This window comes from Cellulosilyticum lentocellum DSM 5427, assembly GCF_000178835.2.
GTDB classification, from domain to species: Bacteria; Bacillota; Clostridia; order Lachnospirales; family Cellulosilyticaceae; genus Cellulosilyticum; species Cellulosilyticum lentocellum.
The window spans coordinates 3,419,221-3,444,119 of record NC_015275.1; the positions used below are offsets into that span (position 1 = coordinate 3,419,221).

Annotated in this window: 21 protein-coding genes and 1 pseudogene; 10 read left to right on the forward strand and 12 right to left on the reverse strand. The window is 44.1% G+C overall.

Annotated elements, in window-relative coordinates; genetic code table 11:
- Nucleotides 1-33 precede the first annotated feature (33 nt).
- The 4 genes from CLOLE_RS15765 to CLOLE_RS15780 all read right to left on the reverse strand — a co-directional run bounded on the left by CLOLE_RS15765 (nucleotide 34) and on the right by CLOLE_RS15780 (nucleotide 6,317).
- Nucleotides 34-690: a hypothetical protein gene (locus CLOLE_RS15765; RefSeq protein ID WP_013658128.1), complete on the reverse strand. Its 657-nt coding sequence runs from the start codon at nucleotides 688-690 to the stop codon at nucleotides 34-36.
- 187 nt (nucleotides 691-877) lie between these two features.
- Nucleotides 878-5,557, reverse strand: coding sequence for an S-layer homology domain-containing protein (locus tag CLOLE_RS15770; RefSeq protein ID WP_013658129.1), 4,680 nt, complete (start codon nucleotides 5,555-5,557; stop codon nucleotides 878-880).
- Nucleotides 5,554-5,940, reverse strand: a complete 387-nt coding sequence (locus tag CLOLE_RS15775) for a response regulator (RefSeq protein ID WP_013658130.1) — start codon at nucleotides 5,938-5,940, stop codon at nucleotides 5,554-5,556. Before CLOLE_RS15775 ends, CLOLE_RS15770 begins: the two co-directional genes overlap by 4 nt.
- A complete protein-coding gene (locus CLOLE_RS15780) occupies nucleotides 5,937-6,317 on the reverse strand; it encodes a response regulator (protein WP_013658131.1) in 381 nt (126 codons plus the stop codon). Before CLOLE_RS15780 ends, CLOLE_RS15775 begins: the two co-directional genes overlap by 4 nt.
- 212 nt (nucleotides 6,318-6,529) lie before the next feature.
- Between CLOLE_RS15780 and CLOLE_RS15785 the strand changes: the two genes are divergently transcribed.
- The 8 genes from CLOLE_RS15785 (at nucleotide 6,530) to CLOLE_RS15815 (ending at nucleotide 15,556) form a co-directional block, all read left to right on the forward strand.
- A complete protein-coding gene (locus CLOLE_RS15785; protein ID WP_013658132.1) occupies nucleotides 6,530-7,255 on the forward strand; it encodes a LytR/AlgR family response regulator transcription factor in 726 nt (241 codons plus the stop codon).
- On the forward strand, nucleotides 7,252-9,513 hold the full coding sequence (locus CLOLE_RS15790; protein ID WP_013658133.1) for an LPXTG cell wall anchor domain-containing protein: 2,262 nt from the start codon (nucleotides 7,252-7,254) through the stop codon (nucleotides 9,511-9,513). Before CLOLE_RS15785 ends, CLOLE_RS15790 begins: the two co-directional genes overlap by 4 nt.
- Entirely contained in the window at nucleotides 9,506-11,440 is a 1,935-nt protein-coding gene (locus tag CLOLE_RS15795; RefSeq protein ID WP_013658134.1) for an ATP-binding protein, read from the forward strand. Before CLOLE_RS15790 ends, CLOLE_RS15795 begins: the two co-directional genes overlap by 8 nt.
- A gap of 113 nt (nucleotides 11,441-11,553) precedes the next feature.
- A complete protein-coding gene (locus tag CLOLE_RS23275; RefSeq protein ID WP_162145086.1) occupies nucleotides 11,554-11,835 on the forward strand; it encodes a hypothetical protein in 282 nt (93 codons plus the stop codon).
- Between the two features lie 358 nt (nucleotides 11,836-12,193).
- Nucleotides 12,194-12,523: a plasmid mobilization protein gene (locus CLOLE_RS22035; RefSeq protein WP_013658135.1), complete on the forward strand. Its 330-nt coding sequence runs from the start codon at nucleotides 12,194-12,196 to the stop codon at nucleotides 12,521-12,523.
- Nucleotides 12,501-13,634, forward strand: a complete 1,134-nt coding sequence (locus CLOLE_RS15805; RefSeq protein WP_013658136.1) for a relaxase/mobilization nuclease domain-containing protein — start codon at nucleotides 12,501-12,503, stop codon at nucleotides 13,632-13,634. Before CLOLE_RS22035 ends, CLOLE_RS15805 begins: the two co-directional genes overlap by 23 nt.
- Entirely contained in the window at nucleotides 13,624-13,857 is a 234-nt protein-coding gene (locus CLOLE_RS15810) for a transposon-encoded TnpW family protein (protein ID WP_013658137.1), read from the forward strand. The genes CLOLE_RS15805 and CLOLE_RS15810 overlap by 11 nt, the downstream gene beginning before the upstream one ends.
- A 94-nt stretch (nucleotides 13,858-13,951) precedes the next feature.
- On the forward strand, nucleotides 13,952-15,556 hold the full coding sequence (locus tag CLOLE_RS15815; RefSeq protein ID WP_013658138.1) for a recombinase family protein: 1,605 nt from the start codon (nucleotides 13,952-13,954) through the stop codon (nucleotides 15,554-15,556).
- A 103-nt stretch (nucleotides 15,557-15,659) separates the two neighbouring features.
- Here CLOLE_RS15815 and CLOLE_RS15820 read toward each other — a convergent pair whose 3' ends face one another.
- On the reverse strand, nucleotides 15,660-17,759 hold the full coding sequence (locus CLOLE_RS15820) for a sodium-translocating pyrophosphatase (RefSeq protein WP_013658139.1): 2,100 nt from the start codon (nucleotides 17,757-17,759) through the stop codon (nucleotides 15,660-15,662).
- A gap of 320 nt (nucleotides 17,760-18,079) precedes the next feature.
- Between CLOLE_RS15820 and CLOLE_RS15825 the strand changes: the two genes are divergently transcribed.
- A complete protein-coding gene (locus CLOLE_RS15825; RefSeq protein WP_013658140.1) occupies nucleotides 18,080-18,457 on the forward strand; it encodes a hypothetical protein in 378 nt (125 codons plus the stop codon).
- 69 nt (nucleotides 18,458-18,526) lie between these two features.
- On the opposite strand, the gene CLOLE_RS15830 is transcribed toward CLOLE_RS15825, so the two are convergent.
- The 4 genes from CLOLE_RS15830 to CLOLE_RS15845 form a co-directional block, all read right to left on the reverse strand.
- On the reverse strand, nucleotides 18,527-19,723 hold the full coding sequence (locus CLOLE_RS15830; protein ID WP_013658141.1) for a cytochrome c biogenesis protein/redoxin: 1,197 nt from the start codon (nucleotides 19,721-19,723) through the stop codon (nucleotides 18,527-18,529).
- 113 nt (nucleotides 19,724-19,836) lie between these two features.
- A complete protein-coding gene (locus tag CLOLE_RS15835) occupies nucleotides 19,837-20,166 on the reverse strand; it encodes a winged helix-turn-helix transcriptional regulator (RefSeq protein WP_013658142.1) in 330 nt (109 codons plus the stop codon).
- A 111-nt stretch (nucleotides 20,167-20,277) separates the two neighbouring features.
- Nucleotides 20,278-20,679: an acyl-CoA thioesterase gene (locus tag CLOLE_RS15840; protein ID WP_013658143.1), complete on the reverse strand. Its 402-nt coding sequence runs from the start codon at nucleotides 20,677-20,679 to the stop codon at nucleotides 20,278-20,280.
- A 159-nt stretch (nucleotides 20,680-20,838) separates the two neighbouring features.
- Nucleotides 20,839-21,423, reverse strand: coding sequence for a hypothetical protein (locus tag CLOLE_RS15845; protein WP_013658144.1), 585 nt, complete (start codon nucleotides 21,421-21,423; stop codon nucleotides 20,839-20,841).
- A gap of 155 nt (nucleotides 21,424-21,578) precedes the next feature.
- Here CLOLE_RS15845 and pepT point away from each other — a divergent pair, with 155 nt between their 5' ends.
- Nucleotides 21,579-22,808 (forward strand): peptidase T, encoded by a 1,230-nt coding sequence (gene pepT, locus CLOLE_RS15850; RefSeq protein WP_013658145.1) that lies wholly within the window; start codon nucleotides 21,579-21,581, stop codon nucleotides 22,806-22,808.
- 48 nt (nucleotides 22,809-22,856) lie between these two features.
- On the opposite strand, the gene CLOLE_RS15855 is transcribed toward pepT, so the two are convergent.
- The 3 genes and pseudogenes from CLOLE_RS15855 to CLOLE_RS23645 form a co-directional block, all read right to left on the reverse strand.
- Nucleotides 22,857-23,339 (reverse strand): CarD family transcriptional regulator, encoded by a 483-nt coding sequence (locus CLOLE_RS15855; RefSeq protein ID WP_013658146.1) that lies wholly within the window; start codon nucleotides 23,337-23,339, stop codon nucleotides 22,857-22,859.
- Between the two features lie 211 nt (nucleotides 23,340-23,550).
- On the reverse strand, nucleotides 23,551-23,883 hold the full coding sequence (locus CLOLE_RS15860) for a CZB domain-containing protein (RefSeq protein WP_041713056.1): 333 nt from the start codon (nucleotides 23,881-23,883) through the stop codon (nucleotides 23,551-23,553).
- Nucleotides 23,884-23,894: 11 nt separating this feature from the next.
- Nucleotides 23,895-24,059: pseudogene (locus CLOLE_RS23645) on the reverse strand (methyl-accepting chemotaxis protein); the annotation flags it as partial.
- Between the last annotated feature and the right edge of the window lie 840 nt (nucleotides 24,060-24,899).

Sequence of the window (24,899 nt, forward strand, 5' to 3'; positions counted from 1 at the left end):
TCATCACCGCCGCCCCAGTTATTGCGAGCAGGGTCATAGACTAGATAAACATATACCCTTTTTTTCAGGGGAGGGCTCGATTATTGCTCCGAAGGTAGCTTCGCCCCCGCCTGTTTTTTCCTGCACATAAGTTCCGCTATTTGGAAGAAGACTGCTATCTCCGACGATTGCAGGTTGATCACTACCTCCGACAGCATATTTTTCACGAGACAACTGTGGAGCGTAAGAATGTTGAGGGCTGTTGTCTACATAGGGAACCGGAGAATCAAAGATAAATAATCTGAAAACGCCGTCGTATTCGTAGTCACCCTTATCAGGTAGATTGACATTGAAAGTTAGCATTCGACTAGCTTCACTTGGTTTAAGAACGATACGAAAAAAGGTGGCACAGGAAGAATCACTTTGGGGTGGATTTTTAAAAGTAAAGTCCTTTGTTGAATTTCCAGAAGAGATTTGTGCATTCCTTGAATCTGAATTAGTGATTTTATCACCATCAATGGCAAAATATCCACTGTCATCATCATTTATAGAACCGCCATAGCGGTTATCCAGCAATGTCTGATTGCTGATAGCGTTAAGTAGATCATCATAAGATGTATTGCCCCATGCCGATGCTGTTATGGTCATTCCTGGCACTAGGCTTAGCACCAGGGTTAAGGTTAGTATCCAGCTTAATAGCCGTTTTTTCATATAAAATTCCTCCTATTGTTTTTTACTCTCTCGGAATCTCCAACCCTTGATTTGTAAGGTTTTGAAGATTCTTTTTTATTAAAATCTCCCACTTTTTCTTTGGTTTTAAGTAAAAATTACTTTTCAAATCACATTATTCTATTTTGATTTTTGTAATAATCACTTGAGATTCCGAGAGAGCATTTTTTTATTTCCCCATATACCGATAAAGCAAGGTAATGATCTGCGCACGAGTGCAGCCGCCATCGGGGCTGAATGCCGTGTCAGACGTACCCTTTGTGATATCCTTTTCCACTGCCCACAGGACTGCATTGTAGTAATAGGCATCCTTAGACACATCTGCAAACGGATTTGCGGATATGGACGTGGTTTCTCCCGCCGCACGCCACAGGAAGGTCATGCTCTGGCTGCGTGTCACAGTATCGTTAGGGCTGAAGGTTGTTGGAGAAGTACCCTTCACGATGCCTTTTTCCACCGCCCAGAGGACGGCCTTATAATAGTAATCATCTGCGGAAACGTCGGTAAACGGACAATTTGCGGAGGCCGGCTCCGGTGATCCCTCGGCGCGCCACAGGAAGGTGACCGCCTGCGCACGGGTGCAAATTTTATCCGGGCTGAACGTGGTGCCTGTTGTGCCACTTGTAATGCCTTTTTCTGTTGCCCACAGCACTGCGTCATGATAATATGCGCTGTCCGCTACATCGACAAAGGGATTTGCGCTCTGTACCGTTTTTTCCGTCCACTTGGCGTAAACGGTAGTGCCTTTGGTCAAGGTCACGCTGGTGACCTTAGTGGTCAGCGCCGTGTCGGCATACCAGCCGTCAAAATTATAGCCTTCGCGGGTTGGCTTGTAGCCGCTCAAGTCAACGACCGTGCCGGAAGCCTTGGATACGCCGGAAATTGCCGTGCCTCCGTTTGTTACAAAAGTTAGCGTGTAGCTGGTGCTGCTGCCGGATGCGCCGCCGCCATTATTGTTATTCCCACCTCCGTTATCATCGTTTCCGCCGGATGTCGCAGCCTTGACAAAGGTAAGCTTTCCTGTTCTTGCACCGGACAGGGTTACGGGGGTGTTGCTTTCATCCGTCACTGACAGGGTTCCGCCGGTAGCAACAAGGCTCCAGTATTTTGCTTGAGTACCTGTAACAGACGCAACAACCGTACCGGAGGGGGCTCCCGCCAGTGCGAGAACATTGCTCTGTGATTTGTTAGAGGTGCTGTCCACAATACAGAAGGGCGCGATTGTGGCGTTGGTAATCAGCTTGCTTGTATCGTCCACTGTCAGCTTTCCGCCGATGATGTATACGCCGTAGTCGCAGTTGGTGGTCAGCGTGGAGCCGCCGGTGACGTTCACACCGGTCAGCGCTTCCACGCCGATGGAGTCGCCGTTGGCGGTCATAGACGCGCCGCTTTGTACATTCACCGTATCGCACATCACCGCATAGCCGTAAGGGGATGAAACGTTCAGTTGGGTTCCCGCGCCGGTGACAGTCAATGTGCCGTCTGCTCCGCCGGAAGCTCCTAAAAATATGTCATCGCCCACCGTAACCTGCGCGCCGCCCTGAACGGTTACGGCATCTCCGTTTGTTCCTCCTCTGATGCCTCCGCTGATGGTCAAAGGCGCCGGACCGCCAAGAGTTATGTTCAGCGCTGTGTAGGCTTCTCCACCAAGCCCTCCGCCTATTATTGTAGTGTCAGTCGTGTCGACAATTGTTCCGGAAGGCAGCGTCAGATCCCCGGGAATATAGGCATCGCCCAACGTCAGCGTTTTGCTGTCTGAATTCCAAGCGTAGCCGTCGTTTTCTACGGTTTTGCCGCTGTGTTCGCCGCTTGTCAGGTCAAGGCCTGAATCCGCATCGCCGATCTGTTTCACCGCTGCGCCGTCGTTGGTGTAGGTATCCCACGCGGTGGGCGAGCCATCTTCATATGCCGTCGCAACCCGCACAATGCCGGTTCCTGAAAGGGGCAGTGACGCAATCTGTGCCGCCGTTGTACCCTGAGGCAGCATGATGTAGTTATTATTCACAATGGACGCGCCTGTTCCGATGCTCATATCGGAAAGGCTGGCTCCCTCGCTGAAAAAAAGTTCCCCATATCCGGCATTCACGGTCAAGACCGCGCCGGGCATCAGCACCAGCTTATCGGCTGCGGTTACATAAACAGCATTCGTCGAATAATCGCCGTACACCGTATTTGTGATAACGTCGCCTGTCTTTGTCGAATACATAAGGCTTGCGGTCACACCGCTGTCGATGGTCAGCTCGGCGGAAGAAGCGGTGTTTTCAATCCTGCCGATTAAGCGTCCGCTTCCGGTAATGTGAATTTCCTTAGAAACGCTTATCCAAATAATTTCATTGTATCCCTCCACGCGAACGGTAACCGGCTCATCCGGTAACACAATGCCGCCTTGCAGATAACCGGTGTTGCTCATGCCATGAAGCGTCAACACGGCATTTTCGCTGTCGGTTGCCGGGGTGTAAATGATATATGCGTCGTCCGCCGACGATTTATAATAGGTGGCTTCTGTGGGCGGAGTTGTAAGATCCAATGAGCCTTGAGCATTCAGCTCTCCGCCGTCCGCGTAAAATTCGCCGTTTACATAGACCTTGTAGCGGTCGTCCTCAGGGAATTCGCCCATGGAGTACAGCTTGACAACGCCGCTGCCGGTGATGTTCAATGCCGCGACATCTGCGGCGTTGTATTCGTAAGGCAGAAGAAGGGTGCCGTTGTTGAGGAGGGTTCCCTCGTTGGTGACAGAGGAAGTTGAATTTGGCACATAAAACTCACGGCCCGGCTGAACGGTCAAGAGGCTGCCGCTGCCGATTATCAGGCCGCCTAAAACAAAGCTTATCTCATCAGCGGTAAATGAGGAGCTTTCGCCGCTCATAACCAGATTGCCGCGAATCATGACATATCCGTAGGCGGTAAGGGAGCTTCCGTCGTTTATGGTAAGGTTCCTTGCGGCACTCTCATTTTCGTCATCTTCAAGAAAACCCACCGAAAGCGCATCGCCGTATTCTCCGCCTGTAGCGGATACTTCTGCGCCGTTTTCCAAAAGCACATTTCCGGTGTCAGTTATTCCATAGCAGCTGCCGTACATAGTGACTTTTCCGCCGGAAATAATCAGGTTCTCAACGCTTGAGGTGCATTGCCATGCGGAAACATACAGAGAATCATTATCGCCGCCTTGTATGATGACGGACTGCGGCAGACCGGAGCTGTTATCGCCTGCATCAATGCCTACGCCGCTCTCTGTATTTGTGTTAGTTAAATAGTTACTGCCCTCAAGCTTAATGATAGTATCCGCGCCCAAGTCCAGAGGAGTGTCACTGCTGGTGATTTCCGCGTTGTGCAGCGTCAGCACGGCGGGCGTATCATTCTGCGCCGGTGTAAACAGCGCATAGCCGTCCCCCGCCTTGTAATAGGTGGAATAAGCAGGAAGAGTGTTTAAATCCAGACCGCTTGACGATATGTCAGGGCCGGACGCCTGCACCTGCAGAACACCGTCCGCAATAGTTGTTGTGCCATTAGAAACGATTGTTCCTCCGATAATCATTCCCGCATCGCCAATATTGACATTGCCGTATGCAGAAATGGCGGAGGACGCGTCGCTTGCGGCGGCGACAATCACCCTATCCGCCTTGAGGGTGAGATTCCCCGTGTTAAGCGCATTTCTCCCGTCGCCCCCGCCGGATATGCTGATTTCCGTGCAGTTACCGCCCTCAGGGTTGGTAACGGACACGTCTTCGCCGCTCATGCCATATCCGTTGCCGGTGGCGGCAATATTGACCTTCTCTGCCTTGATTTCCGCCGTGCCGAAACCGGCAATACCGTCCTGCCCTTGCGCGTCCAGCGTGCCTCCCGCAAGAATGTTCAGTGCATAACTATTGCTTCCGGCAATCACATTTTGACCTAAGGATTCCGCCGTCAGCGTAATATCACCCTCAGGCGCTGAAAGCCCCAGATACGTTTTGACACCGGCGATGGCTTGATAATCCTCGCTGTTGACGGTGATGTCCCCGGTTTGCGAGGTGAGGCTAATCTGTGACTCGTTTCCGTCACCTCCTTGCACACATTCCGTCAGGGAAATGTCATTTTTCGCGTAAACAGAAATTTGGTTACCTACCGACGTATACAAGGAATATGCTCCGCCGCTGATGGAAACCGCGCCCTTCGGAACGGATATCATAATGTCAGTTCCGACTTTGATACCATAATCCCCGGTTCCGCTGATATTGACATCTCCGTTTTCGGCACTAAGGCTCACGCCGCCGCCGAAGCATTGAATGTAATATCCATTCATGGTAATGCTTTCTGCGGTTGCATTAAGCTGCCCTCCGCAGCTGACCATTTGCCATTGGGATTGAACAGTCAGACTGCCGTCAATGTCAACGGCCACGCTGCCTGTTCCGTTGGTGGATATGCCGTAATAGCCCGTCAGGGTTAAATCCCCGGCACCGCTGATGGTGATATCCTTGCCGTCAGTTCTGTTGTAAACAGCATAGCCGTTGTCGTTCGTGGTACCTGTTCCGATTCGGTTGCTTGTGCCTTCCAATACAATCTCTAAATCATACCCGTTGACATCAATGGCATGGGTAGAATAAGAATTGTTTGCAATGGCGGCATCCTTTAATGTCACGGTAACGGTTGTATCGGTATCGTCTTTCGTCACATGGACATTCCAATTGTCCGCGTTCGCGTCCGCGGTGCTTACTGTACCGCTTTCGTCCGTGAGGGCGTACCAGTCGCCAGTTTCAACGGCTGTGCCGCCGATTTCAACCGCCGGATCGTCCGCCGCCAGTGCCGACATCGGCAGAAGGCTCAGTGCCATGCAAAAGCACAGCAATATGCTTAAAATTCGTTTTTTCATGTTGTTCCTCCTTCAGAAACTCTTGTATGGATTGTTTTTAAAATACCTTGTATTGTTTGCTCCGTATTCGGTGGACCGGTGCCGTAGAAGGTTACACCAATCCGTTTCGCTTCCGGCTCAAATTCCCTGCGGCTGCACAGCCAAAGGATGGGTAACGCGCGGTTCTGTGTCCGCAGATAATCACAGGCGGTAAGTCCCTTTGCTCCGGGATAGCCCACGATGGCAAACGCTACAGGTGGACCGTCCCTCAGAAAGTACGCCAGCTTTACATCACCGCGTCGCTCCGGTTCGTCACCAAAGCGTAAGAGACGGAATTCGCCGCAGTGTTCCAGTGTACTGACAAGTTCTTCCTCTATCCCGCACAGCGCAATGTTTTTTGTCATTTTGCGGTTTCCTCCTCTCCTTTTCCCGAAATCTTCAAACATCCTGCCACTGCTTCCCGAAGCTGAACATCGGATACCGTCCGGCGCAGAAAACAGGTTACACGGTACTGATAGCCGAACAGGCTGTAATCCTCATCGGAAATCCACAGAAGAGGAACGTCCGGTGCTTTTTCTCTGAGACGACGTACCGCTTCCAGTCCCGCCACACCGTTTAACACGACAATGAGCAGCGAAAACGGCTTTAATTCCAGTATCTTTAGAAGTGCCCCTGCGCTATTACACTCCGTAATTTCAATCTTTTGTGGGAGAGCCGCCGTTACCAGACGGTTTTCCCAGACGTCCTCTTCCAAGAACGCCGCGCACAATGCGACATTCACGCGATCTCCTCCTTCCTTAAAATGCAAATAAAAAACTACCGCACCTCTTCCACCGAAGAAGTATGATAGTTTTTATTAGGGTATCATTTTGTCAAGTGTTTTTCAATGGGTTATGATCAAGCGGTCGAAAATCTGCACAAGCGGTTATTTTTTTCCTGAAATATATGGTATAATGTTAACTGGATAATTATGTACAGAAGGAGGGATTTCAAATGAATGCGGCAATCGTAGATGATATGGCTACTGAGTGTGAAATACTCCGCAGCCTTTTGAAGCAATATGAAACCAATCAACATCAACCAATGCAAATTACAGAATTCCACAGTGGCAGGGAATTGCTTGCCGATTACATACCGGGCAGCTATGACGTTGTCTTTATGGATATTTATCTGAACAACGAAAACGGCGTGGACTGCGCCTTGAAACTGCGGCAGCTGGACGAGAATCTGAATCTTATTTTCCTTACCACCAGCTCAGAATTTGGTGTAAAAAGCTACGATGTCCGTGCAGCGGATTACATCGTAAAACCAGCCACATTGGACAAACTCTCAAGGGCACTGCACTATTGCAAGATTGCAGAGCCGCAGAGCGTTCCCTCTATTACGGTTACCACAAGGAATCAGCTGTTGGAAATCACGCTGGACAGGATTCTCTATGCGGATTATCAGAACCGCTGTGCTTGTATCCATTTAAAGGACTGTCTCGTTCCGGTATCCGGCAGCTTCTCGGAGCTTACCGATAAACTTTGCTCCTATCCGCAGTTTATGTCCTGCTTTAAGGGCATTGTTATTAACCTAAAGGAGGTGCGGGAGCTTGGCAGCGATTCTCTCATCCTGAAAAATGGAGAGCAGCTGCCGGTCAGCCGCCGCTTGCAACGTCAGGTACAGCAGCAGCGCCTGAGTCTCTCCGCCGGTTCGCTGCGGGGGGAGGGAATATGAAGCAGATACTTGCACTGATTTTAACCGCTTTTCTGGTTTGTACAGCACTTGCACCGCCTGTACTGGCGGCAGAGGATGCGGTTCTGCCTTCCGAAACCACAGATACTGTTACCGATTGCGGAAGCGGTGCTGTTTCGGATGACAGTATAGACACCGCGACTCCTTCCGCTGCAGATATGGTCACGGATGGTGATGAAACCGGCGGTACAGACGACAGCAGTGTCAGAGCGGACGGAACTGAAGACAGCGCCGTTCCTGACACCTTTGACTATACCGGCAGCATCATTTCCTATACTACCCCGAATGCTTTTACAAGTACGTTCCATACGGATTGCGGCGATACCGACTTTACGCAGTTACATAATCAACTGGATTCTATCAGCATTTCTGCCACAGCGGAAAAGGATGGTTCTTCCTATCCGCTTACATTGTCTGTTGCATGGGATTTCAGCACATTGGATGCAGAGACACCCGGTACTTACACTGTGATTGGAAACATTTCCATTCCAGCCGGAGCAACGCTTTTGGAAGGACTAGAAAATACGGTCTTCATTTCCGTACAGGTAACTGCTCCGCTACTTACCGTAACGCCTGCTGCAATCACTCTGACCAGCTTTGATGAACCAGATCGGACAGATGCCGTGGCATTCCCCGTAGGAACCACGCAGGAGGAGCTTTCCACTTGGTTTGCCGATTCCATCGCAGGCTTCATCGGCTATGACGCAGAGGGCAATCCCTATGACTTAATCTCAGGTGCATGGTCTTTGGATACCGTGGATACTGTTACGGCTGGCGTGTACTATGCTTTTACATCACCTGACCTTGGAACAGAGTATACTCTGGCAGACGGTGTTTCTCTGCCCCGGCAGCTTTGCGCGGTTTCCATTCAGGTTCCCGGTGAACCGGATATTAACTGCTGTGTAGCGGGACGTGGCTTTCTGCACTTTCCGTGGGTGCTTTCTGCCGCACAGGAGGAACAGCTGGTGGAGTTTGCTGTATGGCTACGGCAAGATGGCGGAGAATGGACAAGCCTAAATGATGGCTTCCTGTCTGTCTCCGATGGTCTCCAGCTTTCCCAGCGAGTGCTTACCTATGGAAGCACTTATGAGCTTAAAGTGACCTATCCCGGCGGTCAGACCGGTGTTCTGACCTTTCAATATGACGGGGAGCTTAGTATTCTTGATTATTCCGGTGGTGACCGGGATGGCGGCGATGTAAATGGAGGAGGTTCAGGAACCGGTACACAACCTGCTCCAACCCCCACAAATCCGCCCGATAATTCCAATGAGGATAGCAATTCAGGTAATGATAATGATTCGCCTGATACGAGCGATTCCTCCTCAGATACAGATGAGCCCTCACAGGATTCAGGCTCCTCATCAGGAGAACAACAGAAACCGCAGGGAGGACAGAATTCCTCAACTGGTGAAAATGAGCCGTCTCCATCTGCTCCTGAGTCCCCCGGTGACTCTCAAAGTAACGACAGTCATAACAGCGATAGCAATTCACAGACACAGGTTCCCGTAACAGAGAAACCGACAGCCGTAGCTCCTGCCACTCCGACTGAATCAACAGTACCAGTGTTTTCCGATGCTTTCTTTACACGGGAAACAGCGAGTACTTCTGCTGAGCAAAAAAACGATACAGTACCCAAACCGAAGGACAGTACCCAAACAGTAGGCAACCCAGTACAGGACGATAACATTACACAGTCGGAGAAAAGCTTAGAATCTCAGGTATCTGCCACTGTTACAGAATCCTATTCTCCTACCCAGACAGTCATTTCCGGTCTGCGTCTCAAGGATCTCTGTAAAGAGGAAGAAAGCGTCGTGTTTGGTTCCGGCGATGTAACCGTCAGTATTCCAAGCAAGCTGCTTTTAGTGCTGGACTTGTCGGATACGGATACTCTGACTGTTAGGCTGACCCAGCCGGAAAGCAATCAGATTGTGCTTGCAGTGGAGGTTTCAGGCAAACCGGTTACGCAGCTTTTGGGAACAGTATTGCGGCTTCGATACATGCCGCAGTCGGAACATACTGATATCACCATCCAAAACGACGCTGGCGAACAAATGACAGATGTTTCCTACGATGGGGAGCTTCTGCGCTTTGCCGCGGATACGGCAGGAACTTATACCATTACAGAGCTATCAACTACACAGGAGACTGGGAAAAGTACATCGCCTCTGCTTCCTGTATCTGGCGGCTTGCTTTTAGCTGCGGGAGGAATTACACTTTTCAGGAGGAAACGCCATGGATAAAAAAACTTTTGTATTACGGCGGTCTTTGGCGCTGCTTCTGATGGTTGCCCTTTCCTCCGCTCTGTTTCTCTCCCTATACCATTTTGACAACAAGTACACAAAAGCTGCACCTCAGGCCATTAACGGCGCGCTGTACGTTTCAGAAGCGGACTGGACGGACACACCCATCCGCTATCTGCGGGACGGCTGGCGTTTCTACGCAGACCGCCTGCTGACACCGGAAACCTTAAAACAACAGGGTGACAATTATCAGTACCTGTCCATTGGAGAACAGTCTAATTTTGCCATGGGCGACTCTCGCCGCTCCCCTCATGGAAGTGCCAGCTACGCCTTAACGCTGTACCTGCCGGAGGAGGAACATACCTATGCCCTTGAACTACCCGAAATCTATTCCGCTTACCGGTTTTACATTGATGATAAACTGAAGCTGCAAATGGGCGAACCGGACCCGGACGATTATCAGGACCAGACCCAATGCCGTGTCATTACCTTTGAAGCCTCCGGCAAGGTGACACTTCTGCTTGCGGTCAGTGACCACTCCTTTTTATACAGCGGCCTTGTTTATCCGCCTTCCTTTGGCGAACCTCTGAATACTTACACAATCCGGGGACTGCGGTTCGGGATTTGCCTGATTTTGGTCACGGTAACACTGATGCTTGCCATTTTTAGCTTTTATCTTGCCATCCGTACCCGTCGGGGGAACAATATCTGGCTCTTTTTCCTTTTGTGTCTTTCGACCGCAGTGTTTACTTCCTACTGCGTGGTGCATGGTATCCTGCCGCTTCCAATCCAGCCATGGTACACTGTAGAACTGGTCAGCGGATATCTGGTAACGCTGCTTGTGATCATTCTCCACAATCGCATCTGCGGCACAAATAGAACTATGCAGGTAATCAGCGGTGCCACCTCCGGTGTTGTCTGTGTGTTGGTGCTTCTTTACGGGGTATTTGCTGCGCATCTTACATTGCCGGTGATGCTTGCCTTTTCCAATCTGGTTTTCGGTTTCAAGCTGCTTACCGCTGTTTATCTTCTGTTTACCGCCGCTATGGCGGTACGCCGAACGATAGAAAAAGCGACCATACTGCTCTATGCGGATATTATCTATGCCTGCGCCTTTGTCTGGGATCGCCTCCTGCCGAACTACGAGCCAATCCTTAGCGGCTGGTTTCAGGAATGGGGCAGCTTAAGCCTTGTCATCGCAACCGGCGTGGTGCTGGGGTATGATATTACCATGGGTTACCGCCACAGCCTTGTATACGCCGAGGAACAGCGGCAGATGAAACGACAGCTTACCATGCAGGTGGAGCATCTGCGGCAGATGAACCAGAAGGTGGAGGAAAGTGCAAAGCTGCGCCATGACTTCCGCCATCACTTACGCACCCTGATGACACTGGCCGGAGAAGGACACTGTGAGGAACTTGAAAACTACATCCGTGGTATCACGGAAATCAACGAGGGTACCCGGCTTGGCCGTCTTACTGACAACATCGAGCTGGACGCACTGGTGCAGTATTACAGTAATCTTGCGCAGTCTGCCGGTATCCAGTTTCGCGCAAGGCTTTTGCTTCCCGCAGTGCTGGATTTTCCGATTGTGGATCTATGCGGTCTTCTTGGAAACCTGATGGAAAATGCAGTGGAGGCCTGCCAGCGCCAGCAAACCGGGGGTAAGACCATTTTTATCGCCGGACGGGTACAGGACGGCCAGCTTGAATTTGTTGTGGACAACAGCTTTGACGGGGAACTCAAAACCAGAGGGGGGAAATATCTATCCTCTAAACGAAGTGGCTTTGGCCTTGGCGTTTCCTCCGTCTTGGAAACCGTGGAGCGGTATAACGGTGTAATCAATCTGTACGCCGATGAAAAGAGCTTCCACGCAGAGCTATCCCTGCCCACAGGGGCAGAAAAAAGAATACCTATATCGGTATAACCGAAGTCTATTACTTACTTTTTTGCTTTATAAACATTCTTTACAAACTTCAATTTTTGCAGTAAGATGAGCATATAACCTTGAACTTTGACAAATGAACATCGTATCCCGCAATGCAACGTGAGCATTGGGTAAGCGACGAGCCGAAGGGCGCTGACGGATTTGAATATCCGGCGATATACCTTGCGGCTGTTATTGCTGTGCGGTACAGCAGAATTGCAACGACCTCAGTGCGTAATCATGATACTTCTGCCGTGGCGGCAGGCCTGAAAGACGGCAACATGCATCACCCTGATTTGAGAAAGAATCGGGGGCGGCTGTTATGGGATTTGCGTAACCGGCAAATCGGCATTGTGGACTGGAAAACTTTTCATTACGCTTTTTTTATTTTATGAATGTCTGATTTTTAAAAAGAAACAGCCGGTTCCAAGGGGGTATTATGTTCATTTGCAGAATATAATTGTGACCAAATAGCTCTGTGTGATTTCTCGCACAGAGCTATTTTTGCGTCTATTTGTGGTAAGAGTGTAAAACTGCCTATATAGGTGATTTTGCACGCTTACCCTCTTTTCTTTTTAAGGAGAGCGTCAGACAACGGAGACGGATTCACACCCGAAGGGTGTGGCAAGCGTCCTATCTGTCGGACATCCGTCCTCGCCCCTTACGGTGCGCAGATAGTTTTCCTGCTCCGCAGAGGTAAAAAGTGCAAATGCGTTTGCACCCTTGGAACTCCATTCAGAGAGGAGTGCTACCATGAACAGAACCCATAAGATTTCATTTCGTGTATCAGACTATGAACGTAAGCTCGTCCAGTCCAAGGTCAAAAAGTCAGGTATCCGAATGTCTGATTTCTGCCGTCATGCTGTGCTGGGCAAGGAAATACGTACCTTCAAAGGACTGGACAAATGCAGTTATGAGCTGAATAAAATCGGCAATAACCTCAACCAACTCACTGTACTTTGCCACCAGAGGGCGGTGCAGAATCCGAACCTTGAAACAATGCAGATACAGCTTTCCGCTGTGCTGGAACTCATTTACATGGCTCTTGGAGGTGACGACGATGGCTATAGTCAAACCGATTAAAGTGCGTGTCGGCAACCTTGCAGGATTGCGGGCGGTGCTGGATTATATCAAGGAAGACCGCAAGACCCAAAACGGGGCATTGGTCTACTGTAAGGACTTGCTAAAGGGCAAGGAATACCAGCAGATGGTTATTACTAAGCGAGCCTTCCACAAGGACACAGGACGGCAATATGCTCACTTTGTCCAGAGCTTTGACCCGAGAGACAACGTATCCCCCGAACTGGCATACAAAATCGGTCAGGAATTTATCAAACGATATGAGCCTTTCCAAGGCTTTCAGGTAATGATGGCGGTACATACCAATGAACCGCATATGCACATTCATTATATCGTCAGCTCTGTCAGTCATGAGAACGGCTGTAAATGGCAGTCCAGTCCAGAGGATTTAAAACGAATGCGTTCCCTTTCCGATGAACTGTGTTTGGAGCATGGATTATCCGTCATTGAGCATGGAAGAAAGGGACACCGTTCCTATGGTGAGTATTCTCAAACAGCAAGCTGGAAACGGCAGCTGGCACAGGACATTGCAAATAACCTTGCCATTAGTCATAGCCGTGCGGATTTCATACACCGTATGGAAAATATCGGGATAGATGCTGATGTTGGTGAAAAAAGCGCTTTATTTACCATTCCCGCAGGTGTATATGGCTTGCAATCCGAACGAAAATGTTCCAACTGGAAATTGATTTCTTATGGTGATTTTACTACAGAAAATATGCGCAACACATGGAACTGCAATGCCGGGCTGGCAAGAATCGGGGGCAGTGATATGCAGCTGTTACAGGAGGTTTTATTGGAGCTGGGTCAGCTACATTGTCCGGATACCCCAGACCGTTATCAGGATATGTATTTTCGAGATATTCCTTTTGACGGCATGACGAAGCAGGAAATCGAGATTGCCCTCTCCCGTAAGGCACTGGATTCCATGCTGGAGAAAGCACGGCAGGCACACGAAAAGGCAAAGGCAGAAAGTCGGCAGGCTGGACTGCTTTTAGCTACCATAGCCGATACCCTTGCCGAAGTTTTGCGCTGGCAGGAGGAGCAACGACAAAATGCACCCAATCACGATGATTACACAGAATATGAGGAGGAAAATGAATATGAACTGTAACCACATTAAGCTGTTTTTTCAAAGATTGCGCTGTTTGTTTGTGAGTAAAAAAGGTACATGGGAACGTGAAGAGCCGGGCAAGTGTCCGGCTCTTTGCTATGTCATCGGCGGTGTCAAATACCTTGTAAACGCTTATTTCAAAGAAGAGTCCGCACTGTCTGCGGAGGATAAAATTATCCGCCTAATCGAGCGTGACATAGAGGATAACCAAAACAAAGAATAAAATGTCTGGACGCGCAAAGCGATTCTGAGTAAAATAGATTCATACAATTTATTCGGAATCGTTTTGGCTGTACAGAGGAAAGGAGCAAAAAGTATTGTTACAGTCAAACGAAAAGATTACGGCACTCTACTGCCGTTTAAGCCAAGAGGACGAGCTTGCAGGAGAATCCGGCAGTATCCAGCACCAAAAGCAGATACTGACTGAATACGCCGAGAAAAACGGCTTTCCTAACCCGAAAATTTGGGCAGACGATGGATTTAGCGGGGTAACATTTGACCGCCCTGCCTACAACGAAATGATGGCAGAGGTAGAAGCCGGGAATGTGTCCATCATCATTGTAAAAGACCATTCACGGCTGGGTAGAAACCGTCTTGTAATGGGTTATTTGATGGAAGAAAAATTTCCCGATTACGGTATCCGCTACATAGCCATCAATGACGGTGTGGACACCGACAAGGGAGTAGACGAAAGCCTTGCAATCCGTGACTTATTCAACGAGTGGCATGCCCGAGACACCAGCAAGAAAATCAAGGCGGTGAAGATGGCAGCTGCAAAGCGTGGGGAGCGGATTGGATCCAAACCGCCCTACGGCTACCAGAAAGACCCCAATGACTCGAAACGGATTGTTCCTAATGAGGACACTGCCCCTATTGTTCGTCGGATTTTCGCCCTGTGTGCCAGTGGGCTTGGCCCCAGCAAGATTGCACGCATTCTGCGGGAGGGAAAAATCAGCACGCCTGCCATGTATGAATATCAACAATCCGGAGCCATTCATACCTATCTGAATTTAGATAAGCCATATGCGTGGTCAGGCAGAACGGTCAGCGGTATTCTGGAACATGAGGAATACATCGGCACTACGGTGAATTGCAGAGGATACATTCCTTCTTTCAAGAGCAAGAAACAACGGAAAAATCCGCCTGAAAACTGGCTTCGATTTGAGAATACGCACGAACCATTGATTGACAGAGAAACATGGGATATTGTCCAACGAGTACGGCAAGGCAAGCGCAGACCTAATAAGATGGGCGAGCAGGATATGCTTTCGGGTTTGGTGGAATGCGAGGCTTGCGGAACGAAGCATTACTTATGCCGCTGCGGTAGCTGGAATGAGAAACAGTATACCTACACCTGTGGAAAGTACCACGCACACAAGGACGAGTGTACCCCGCATACCATCAAAGTTATGGCACTGCACCAGATTGTACTTGCAGAAATCCAGCGGGTAACAGCCGAAGCCAAAGAACATACCGAGCAATTCCTTGGGCGGGCAATGGATAAGCACCAAAGCCAGCTAAAGCAGGAGCTTTCATTTAAAATAAGGGAACTGGAAAAGGCTCAGAAACGCCTTTCAGACTTAGATAGGCTCTTGCAGAAAGCGTTTGAACAGCTTGCACTGGAAAACCTGTCTGAAGCACAGTTTAAGTCTTTGACCGGAAACTATGAAACGGAAAGACAGGAGCTTTCCCAGCGTTTTAGCAAGTTAGAGCAGGAAATCAGTTTTGGAAAGGATACCATGCTGAATGCCAACCGCTTCATAGCTGTTGTAGATAGGTATACGGATATTCAGAAGCTGACACCCGAAATCGTGCGTGAGTTTGTCGAGAAGATAGTGGTGCATGAGCGTTCCGAGCCGTGGAAGAAGAAAAACTATACCCAACAGGTTGATGTCTACTTCAATTTTGTGGGAATGGTTTAAGGCAAGAGAAAAGCCGTAGGACTTAATCATCCTACGGCAACTCTTAAAAACTGAAAACATCCTTATTGACATGGGGCAAATGAAGTAACCTTTTATTTGAAATTTATAAGATAGACCAGGTTAATATAAACATACCAAATACGATGGATACCATCGCCATAAGTTTAATTAAAATATTAATGGCTGGACCTGCTGTATCTTTAAATGGATCTCCTACGGTGTCACCTACTACTGCTGCTTTATGTGCATCAGAACCTTTGCCACCTAAATTACCCTCTTCAATATACTTTTTCCCATTATCCCATGCACCACCAGAGTTAGCCATCATTACAGCCAGAATAAAACCTGTAGTAGTGGCACCAGCTAATAAACCTGCTACACCATTTGGACCTAATAATAAGCCAACTGCTAATGGAGAAACAACACCTAATAAAGCAATTTTAACTAGCTCTTTTTGAGATGCTTTTGTACAAATATCTACACAAGCAGCATAATCTGGCTTAGCCTTACCTTCCATTAGTCCTGGAATTTCATTAAACTGCCTTCTTACCTCAACCACAATTTTGCCTGCTGCTTTACTAACAGAACTCATAGCAAATGCTGCAAATACAAAGGTAGCCATACCACCTACAAATAAACCTATTAAGACTTGTGGGTTAATAATCGATAAATCAAAGGTAAAATCTAAACCTCTTTGTTTGACTAACAGTTCTATAGAATCTTTATATGCTGCAATAAATGCTAAAGCAGTAAGGGCTGCTGAACCAATAGCGAAGCCTTTACCTGTAGCTGCAGTTGTATTACCTAATGAATCAAGTGCATCTGTTCTTTCTCTTACCACACTTTCAAGCTCTGCCATTTCTGCAATACCACCTGCATTATCTGCCACAGGTCCATAAGCATCTGTGGCTAAGGTAATCCCTAATGTAGAAAGCATACCTACAGCTGAAATAGCAATACCATATAAGCCCATATTAAAGTTATCAGCACCACCCGCTAAAAGATAGCTGGCAATAACTGAGATACCCACAATAATAACAGGTACAGAGGTAGACAGCATACCTATTGAAATACCACTAATAATAACAGTAGCTGAACCTGTCTGGGCAGACTCTGCTAATTGTCTTGTAGGCTTGTATTGACTACTTGTAAAGTATTCTGCAAAAAAGCCAATACCAATACCTGCAATCAGTCCACTTAAAATAGCAAAGTAAATACCTACATGTTCCTGTCCTAGTACATTAACAACGAGGAAATAAGCTGCAATCATAATGACGATAGCTGCGAAATAAACACCCTTTCGTAAAGCTCTAAGTAACATCTTTTGGGAAGCCTTTTCCCCTGTTCTTACAAAAAAGGTACCTAGAACTGAAGCAATAACCCCTATAGCCGCTACCAACATAGGGATAACAACACCCTTCATCCCTAAGCCTGCTGCCACAGCCAAAGCACATGAAGAAATAATAGAACCTACATAAGACTCATAAAGATCAGCTCCAAGTCCTGCTACATCTCCTACATTATCCCCCACATTATCTGCAATAACAGCGGGGTTTCTAGGGTCATCTTCTGGAATTCCCTTTTCTACTTTACCTACTAAATCTGCTCCTACATCTGCTGCTTTAGTAAAGATTCCTCCACCAACTCTTGCAAATAATGCCATAGAAGAAGCACCCATACCAAAGGTTAGCATTGAAGAAGTAATATAAACAATACGCTCTGCTTCTGGTAATGCTCTATAATACCAGTCTAATATGTAATACCAAATACTTAAATCTAACAAGCCAAAACCTACTACTACTAGCCCCATTACTGCACCACTAGAAAATGCTGCTCTAAGTCCCGAGTTTAAACTCTTTGTACATGCCCAGGTCGTCCTAGAGTTAGCGGATGTTGCTATTTTCATACCTAAAAAGCCACTTAATCCAGAGAAAAATCCTCCAGTTAAAAAGGCGTACGGTACAAAAACACTTACATAGTCAAGCCTACTTAAAATAAAAAGCACTACAAACATTCCTGCAAAAAAGATTGCCACACCCTTATACTGCCTAATTAAATATGCCTTTGCTCCTACCCGTATACTTGATGCAATTTCTTTGATTTTTTCTGTTCCCTCACTCATTTTTAGTACTTTTCTGCTGAAGTACACTGCAAATAGTAATGCAATGATTGAACAAATAGGTACTAGTACTACTAAATCCATAAAATCCCTCCTACAGACTATAGTGACTTGCCACTTCTATTATATCTGTTTTATTTTTATATACATCTCTATTTTATTAATCTAAACACAATCTTTATGCCAAATTTCACCTAATATATTATTATTTTTCTAAAACAATTTTTGATAATTGATAAAAATAAAACACATTAAATTGTTAATCTTCTATTTTAAAATACCATCAAAATAAAAAGATTAACAATTTATGAACATATTAATCGAAATATATTTAATTTTAGGTACAATTAAGTTATACTAGAATATATAAATAAAATACGACCACCTTATAAAGGAGTGAAAGTATGTTTGATACAGCTTTCTGTCATGTTTGCTATAGACCTGATCTCTACATCGTCTTTATGCAATGGAAAAAGCCTTGTGTTGGCAATGACTATCGTGACCCTTTCTACTATGCGCTTTATCTTTTAAAGAAATATAGGGTTTCTAATATGGTCATTGATGTTACCTCTGCCTTTGGAACAGGTGCTGAGGATATGGACTGGACTTTTAAAGAATTTATTCCAACTATGGCTTATACTACTTGCAGTGAAATTGTCTTTATCAAAGGTACTACCAATTATGTATTTAGTGATATTACTACCCTTACCAGAGAATTCGTTAAATATTTTATGGTTTATCAATGTACCTCTTTTGAATCTGCTATTGATACGTTATACTAGACATCCTTTATTTAATAAACAAAACAAAGGAGGATCAGCTAATGGCTGTATCCTCCTTTGTTTTGTTTATTAATATTTTTCTACAAGTTCTTTCATTGTGCTCAAATCCATAGCTCCTGGCACATATAAAGCAACCTCACCCTTAGGATTAATAATAAAAGTGGTTGGGAATGCTGTGATTTGGTAGTTATACATAAGTTCAGCACTTTCATCAAATACAACAGGGAAGGTATACCCTTCATCTTCTAAGAATTCAATAATGTCTTCTTTACTGCCTTCTCTTCCTATATTAGGCATGGCTACACCTAATACAATCACCTCGTCTTCATTTAAACCATATTCTTCATAAAGCTTCTCTATATCTGGCATCTCTTTTTTACAAGGTGGACACCAGGTAGCCCAAAAGTTTAAAAACACTGTTTTCCCTTGATAATCACCAAGCTTATGTGTATTACCATATTGATCTTCCAGAATAAAATCCGGTGCTAAAACAGCTTCTTCATCTACTTCTGCTTCTTCATTTGATTGTTCTTCTTTTGACGAACTTTGTTCTTGTACTTTTTCATTCGTAGGCTTAGTAATGACTTCCTTCGGTCCTGTTAATCCATTCATTAAAAAAACAAGCCCAGTTAATACAAGTAACATACCACCTATTCTTTTTATGCTTAGCCCCTTACTCTTAACACGTTCTAAAAGCTCTATCATTTTTTCCGCAAATACTGCTAAAAGCAAGAATGGTACTACAAATCCTAAAGTATACACACCTATTAACAAGTAACCTGTTAGTGCATTACTACTTGTAGAAGCTACTACCAAAACAGACGCTAGCATAGGTCCTATACAAGGTGTCCAACCAAAACTAAAAGTAAACCCTAAAATATACGCAGCTAAAGGATTCATCTTTTTTACTTGATAGTGCATACGTTTCTCTCGTTGAAGTTCATCTATTTTGAGTAGATCCATATAAAACAAGCCCATACCAATAATAAGTAGTCCTCCTAAACCTAAAAAGACATTCTTATTACTCATTAAAAACGGCCTGATAAATCCTACCCCTGTTCCTAAAATAAGAAAGGTTGTAGATATACCTAATACAAATAATAGGGTGTTAATTAATAATGTTTTCCTATTACGTTTTGCTTGTCCTTCATTATCAGTGTTTTGAGAAAGCATTGCTAAGTACACTGGTAAAATAGGCAAGACACAAGGGGATAAGAAGGATACCAATCCTTCTATAAATACTACAACTAAATTAAGCTTCTCCACTCACTTCACCTCTACTTTCTTCATACATAACCAATCCACTAGGTATCAATAATTAATCTATCAGAAATAGCGTATCATAACAATTAGACACTTTTCTGTAACCAGGTCACTTATTAATCACAAGTTAAATGATTATTTCCCCACTCAATCATCTGCTCCACAATAGGAAGTAATGATAATCCTGTTTCACTCAAATAATACTTAGATTCGATTGTATTACCACTTATCACTTTTTCATTTTCTACAATTCCTTGTTCCATTAATAAATCTAGCTGCTGTGAAAGCATTTTCTTAGTACATCCGTCTATTTCGCGTTGAAGCTGTCCAAAACGTTTCTCCTCTTTTTGTAATGTCCATATAATAGTGGCCACCCATTTTTTACCTAAAATATTAGATAACGCTTCAACAGGGCAACTATATTCTTCTGCCTTTATTTTAAACATGATTGTATACCTCCACTTAGTACTAACAAAAAAACGGCTTATTGCACATTACGGCTCTTTGTCTTCATCCAAAGCCAAGCCTTCATTATGTATAAACCGTTTCTTCTTTATTTAAGCTGTTTTCTCAATTTTTACTTTGGCTACTTCCCTTGGCTTTCCTGCCTGATCAACAGCCACACCAATAAATAATCCCTCTGAAGCTAAAGTTGTACTACCTGTTTGTACATCTTCTATAAAAACCTGTACACATACCTTCATGGAAGTTCTACCAGTCTCTATCAATTCTCCTACGCATCTAACCACTGACTTAGCAGGAATAGGTTTTATCATTTTTAAATCATTAACAGCTGCCGTTACAGCATTTCCTTCTGCATGTCTTACAAACACCAGACCTGCTGTATTGTCCATCAACTTCATTATTTCTCCGCCATGCATATTCCCCATACCATTCAAATGCTCAGGTAAAACAAATTGCATAGTCTCTACTCTTGATAATAAATTACTTTTTATCATGGCTCAATCTCCTTATGCTCTAATTTTATGTCCTTTTCCATTTTGTCTCTATTCTATAATATTAAACTAGTATCTTTATTGTAATCTTTTTATCATCTATATGCAATCTATTATTACTTTACAATTATTATTATTTAACTTTTTCCCTCTACCAACGCATTATTCTGATTTATTAAGTTCCTTAAAAAATTCACCTAGAATTTGATTATCCACTTTAAAGTTTTGAAGCATTTGGCTATAATTCATGTTTTGTGGGAAAGTCTGCAGTTCCAGACTAATTGCTGTTTTATATATTCCTTTAAATACTTGCTCTGAATCTTTGACTGCTTCATTAAATTCATAAGGTGAAAGAACACCATAAAGGTATTCTAACTTCTCTAGTGTAGATACAATACTATAATTAAAAGTTTGAATAAGATCAGGATTTTTTTGCTTAATAAGTTCAATATATGAGAAAGCATAATTATATAATAAAATAAGCTGTTCTTCTGAAATATTAGGGAACTCCACTCTTAAAAATTGTTTCTTTGGTCTTCTAAAACGTCTCTTTATGGTAGGTTTTTCAACTATATAATAACGATTTAAGCAAACAAAATGCTCCCAAAATTGTTCAGGTGACATACCTACTTTAAACCTAAATGCTTTTCTATAAAACATGATATTAAAGCTTTTCCATGCCTTAACAATGTCACCTTGAGCAATACCTTCTCCACCTTTTATACAGATTGCTTTGAAACTAGCCATATTTTCCTCCGCTTACATTTATTTAAATGTATTATATCATAGTCTTAAATCATTATTCATTAATCCTTCATTAAAAATATAGTAGCTAAAGCTACTTGATGAAAATCTGCAAATATGTCTATACTAGAGTAAAAGACAGTAAAGGAGGACTTTAAATGCAAGAAAAATTAATAAATCGCTTTTTAAAATATGTTCAAATCGATACAATGTCTGATGACACAAGTACCACCTTTCCTAGTACAAAAACACAGTTAGAGTTTGCTAAAATGCTATTAGAAGAATGTAAGGCCTTAGGACTTGAAGATGTATCCTTAGATGAATACGGCTATGTCATGGCTACTTTACCTAGTAATGTAACATACGACACAGATATCGTTGGCTTTATCGCCCATATGGATACTGTGCCTGACTACTCAGGTAAAAATGTTAAACCTCATGTCGTTAAAGACTACAAGGGGGGCGACCTCATTCTCAATGCTCAAACCGGGGTGACTTTAAGCCCTACGCAGTTTCCTATTTTAAATGATTTTATTGGTGAAACGCTCATTACAACTGATGGTACTACTGTTCTAGGCGGCGATGATAAAGCAGGCATAGCTGAGATATTAACAGCTATAGAATATCTCATTAATCATCCGGAAATTCCTCATGGAACTATCCGTATAGGTTTTACCCCTGATGAAGAGATTGGAAAAGGTGTAGATTACTTTGATGTTAAAAAATTTAATGCTCACTTTGCTTATACCATAGATGGTGGTTTAGTAGGTGAACTTCAGTGCGAAAACTTTAATGCAGCTTCTGCTACAGTATCTTTTGAAGGCATTAGTGTACACCCTGGTGATGCTAAGGGTAAAATGAAAAACAGCTTAGCCATTGCTTGTGAATATCAAAGTCTTTTGCCTGCTGATGAAGTACCAGAGCTTACCGAAGGACATGAAGGCTTCTATCACCTTCATGATATGAAAGGTACTCTGGAACATACTGAACTCCATTATATTATTCGAGACCATGATAAAACTAAGTTTGAAGCACGCAAAGCTACGATGCTTTCTCTTGCTGACCAACTTAATCAGAAATATGGTAAAGACACTATCCAGGTTACTCTTAAAGATAGTTATTTTAATATGAAAGAGATTATTGATCAACATCCAAGGGTTATGGCTTTAGCTGAAAAAGCTATTCAAAATGTAGGCGTTACACCACTTCATGAACCTATTCGTGGTGGTACGGATGGCGCAAGACTTTCATTTAACGGCTTACCTTGCCCTAATATTTTCACAGGTGCTTATAATTATCACGGTAAATACGAGTTTACTGTTGTAAATCATATGCTTCTAGCTACAAAGACCATTATTGAACTTAGTAAATTAGTTGCACAAGCTTAAATGCATAACTATAAAAAAGCAGTTTAAACATATGTTTAAACTGCTTTTTTATGCCAAAACCTTATCTAATAACTTTGTTGCTTCTTTCATGGAAATAGATTTGATTAAACTTAGTTCATCTGCCAAGAATTTTCTTGCTTCCATAAGCATGGCATTTTCACTGGCATTAAGTGCCTTACCCCTTTGAATATGTGTTAATTCTCTAATAACCTCTCCATAATCAGCCAAGCTTCCTGCCATTAATCTTTCTTTATTAACCTTCATTCTCTGCTTGAGTACAGTAGACGCATGAATCTCTGTTTCTTTGTCAGCTAACTTCTCTAATACTTCATTAGTCATTGTTTCATCACTTACGAATCTAAAATGAGAAGCTTCTACTTTATCAGTAGGAATCATAACTGTTGTATTTGAAGATTGAAGCTTAATAATGATGTACTCTTTCGTTTCATCTAGCATTTTTCTCTCTTCAATTGTTGCAACTATACCCGCCCCTCTTAAAGGGCAAAAAACTTTATCACCAACCTTAAACATCTATTTCACCTCCAAGATTATTTACTTCTTTGTATTCCTATTATCATTATAGCACATTTATCCCCAAAAACCAAACCTTAAATTTTATCACTACTAAACACCCCTGTCAATATACTTTTTACATATTTTTACCCACAAGAAAATAGTGATGATAACAGGCTTCTTTCACCGCTTTGTTATCATCAGCATCACTATCTTTGATATCTTATTACTACGCTTTATTTAGTATCATACTATCGAATACTTTTTCTCCTTGACTTGTTAACGACTTAGTCATTTGCTTGATTTCACTTAAATCTTGGACTATTTGTTTTGACATTTTCTTGGTTTCTTCCATTAAACTTTCCGCTCTACTGCCACCATTCTTTTGTAGTTCACGAATCACCTCATGACCTTTCTGATGAAGTGCCTTATGAACCGGGTCAATCGCTTGCCATTTATCTTTAAGTGCACTGTGCTCTACTTTTAAAGCACCATAGAAATGTCCAAATTCACATTTTGTTCCATTGGTTTGTAGTGGCACGATATATCTGCTTTGTACCATATCACTTAACTTTCTGCTAGTTTTCTAATCTCCTCGGCAACTACTGCAAAGCCCCTACCTTGTTCTCCTGCTCTAGCTGCTTCTATACTGGCATTAAGAGCTAATAAGTTGATTTGTACAGCAATGCTTCTTACACCATCTACCATTTCATCTACCTTAGCTGACATATCCTTTAAACAAGTATTTTCATTTTCTATTAGGGATTCGGCTTCTTGAATACATATACATAAGTGTAAAAACAAATAAATAACTTCCCACGGCATAATTACCACAGCTTCAACCTGAGGAACTGACCGGGTCGACTAACTCTCAATCTGTTGTTACAGGTAGCTCTAGCTCTAAGGAAAATGTTCACTGGTGCGCTGCAAGGAAGGCGCCACTTATAAGTTGTTTTAAATGTTTTTATACATCTCATTATCAAATAAAGTTTTAAACCAGAGTCTTAAGGTCTTAGCTTCCTAGCATAGGGTGCGCCGGCCGAGACTTTTAGGAGCTCCTCACTCATTGGTTTAACTTTCATCGCTAGTCTTAGTAGGCACTACGCTATAATGCATACGTGCTGAGGAGCCATTTTGCGCCTTGCTTAAGGTCTATTTAGCTAGCTGTGAAAGTTCATTTCAAGAGTCTGGAGCACAAAATAGCTCTTCAAGTTATTATACTTGAAGAGCTATTTTTGTTGTCTCTATCTGCTATAAGTAAAATGAATTAGCTATTGTTATTATCTCTTTTCTGCACTTCTCGTTTAGGGGCTTGAACGTTTATGAGTTCAATACTGCTTGTAAGAAATAAGAGGATAAGGGCTGCCTGGAGGAATGACTTCGTAGTATTTTTTAGAAGCACTTGGTGAACTTTTTTGATGGGTTTTAGTGCGAGTGTTTGAATGAAATGAGTTTTCGCACGTTCATTAAAAAAGTGAGCCTTAGTGCTTCTAAAAATACGGAGCGGAATTCCGGAAGGTAGCTCTTATCCTCTCATTTCTGCTCAGTAGCATTCCTCATAAACGCTCAGACAAATTT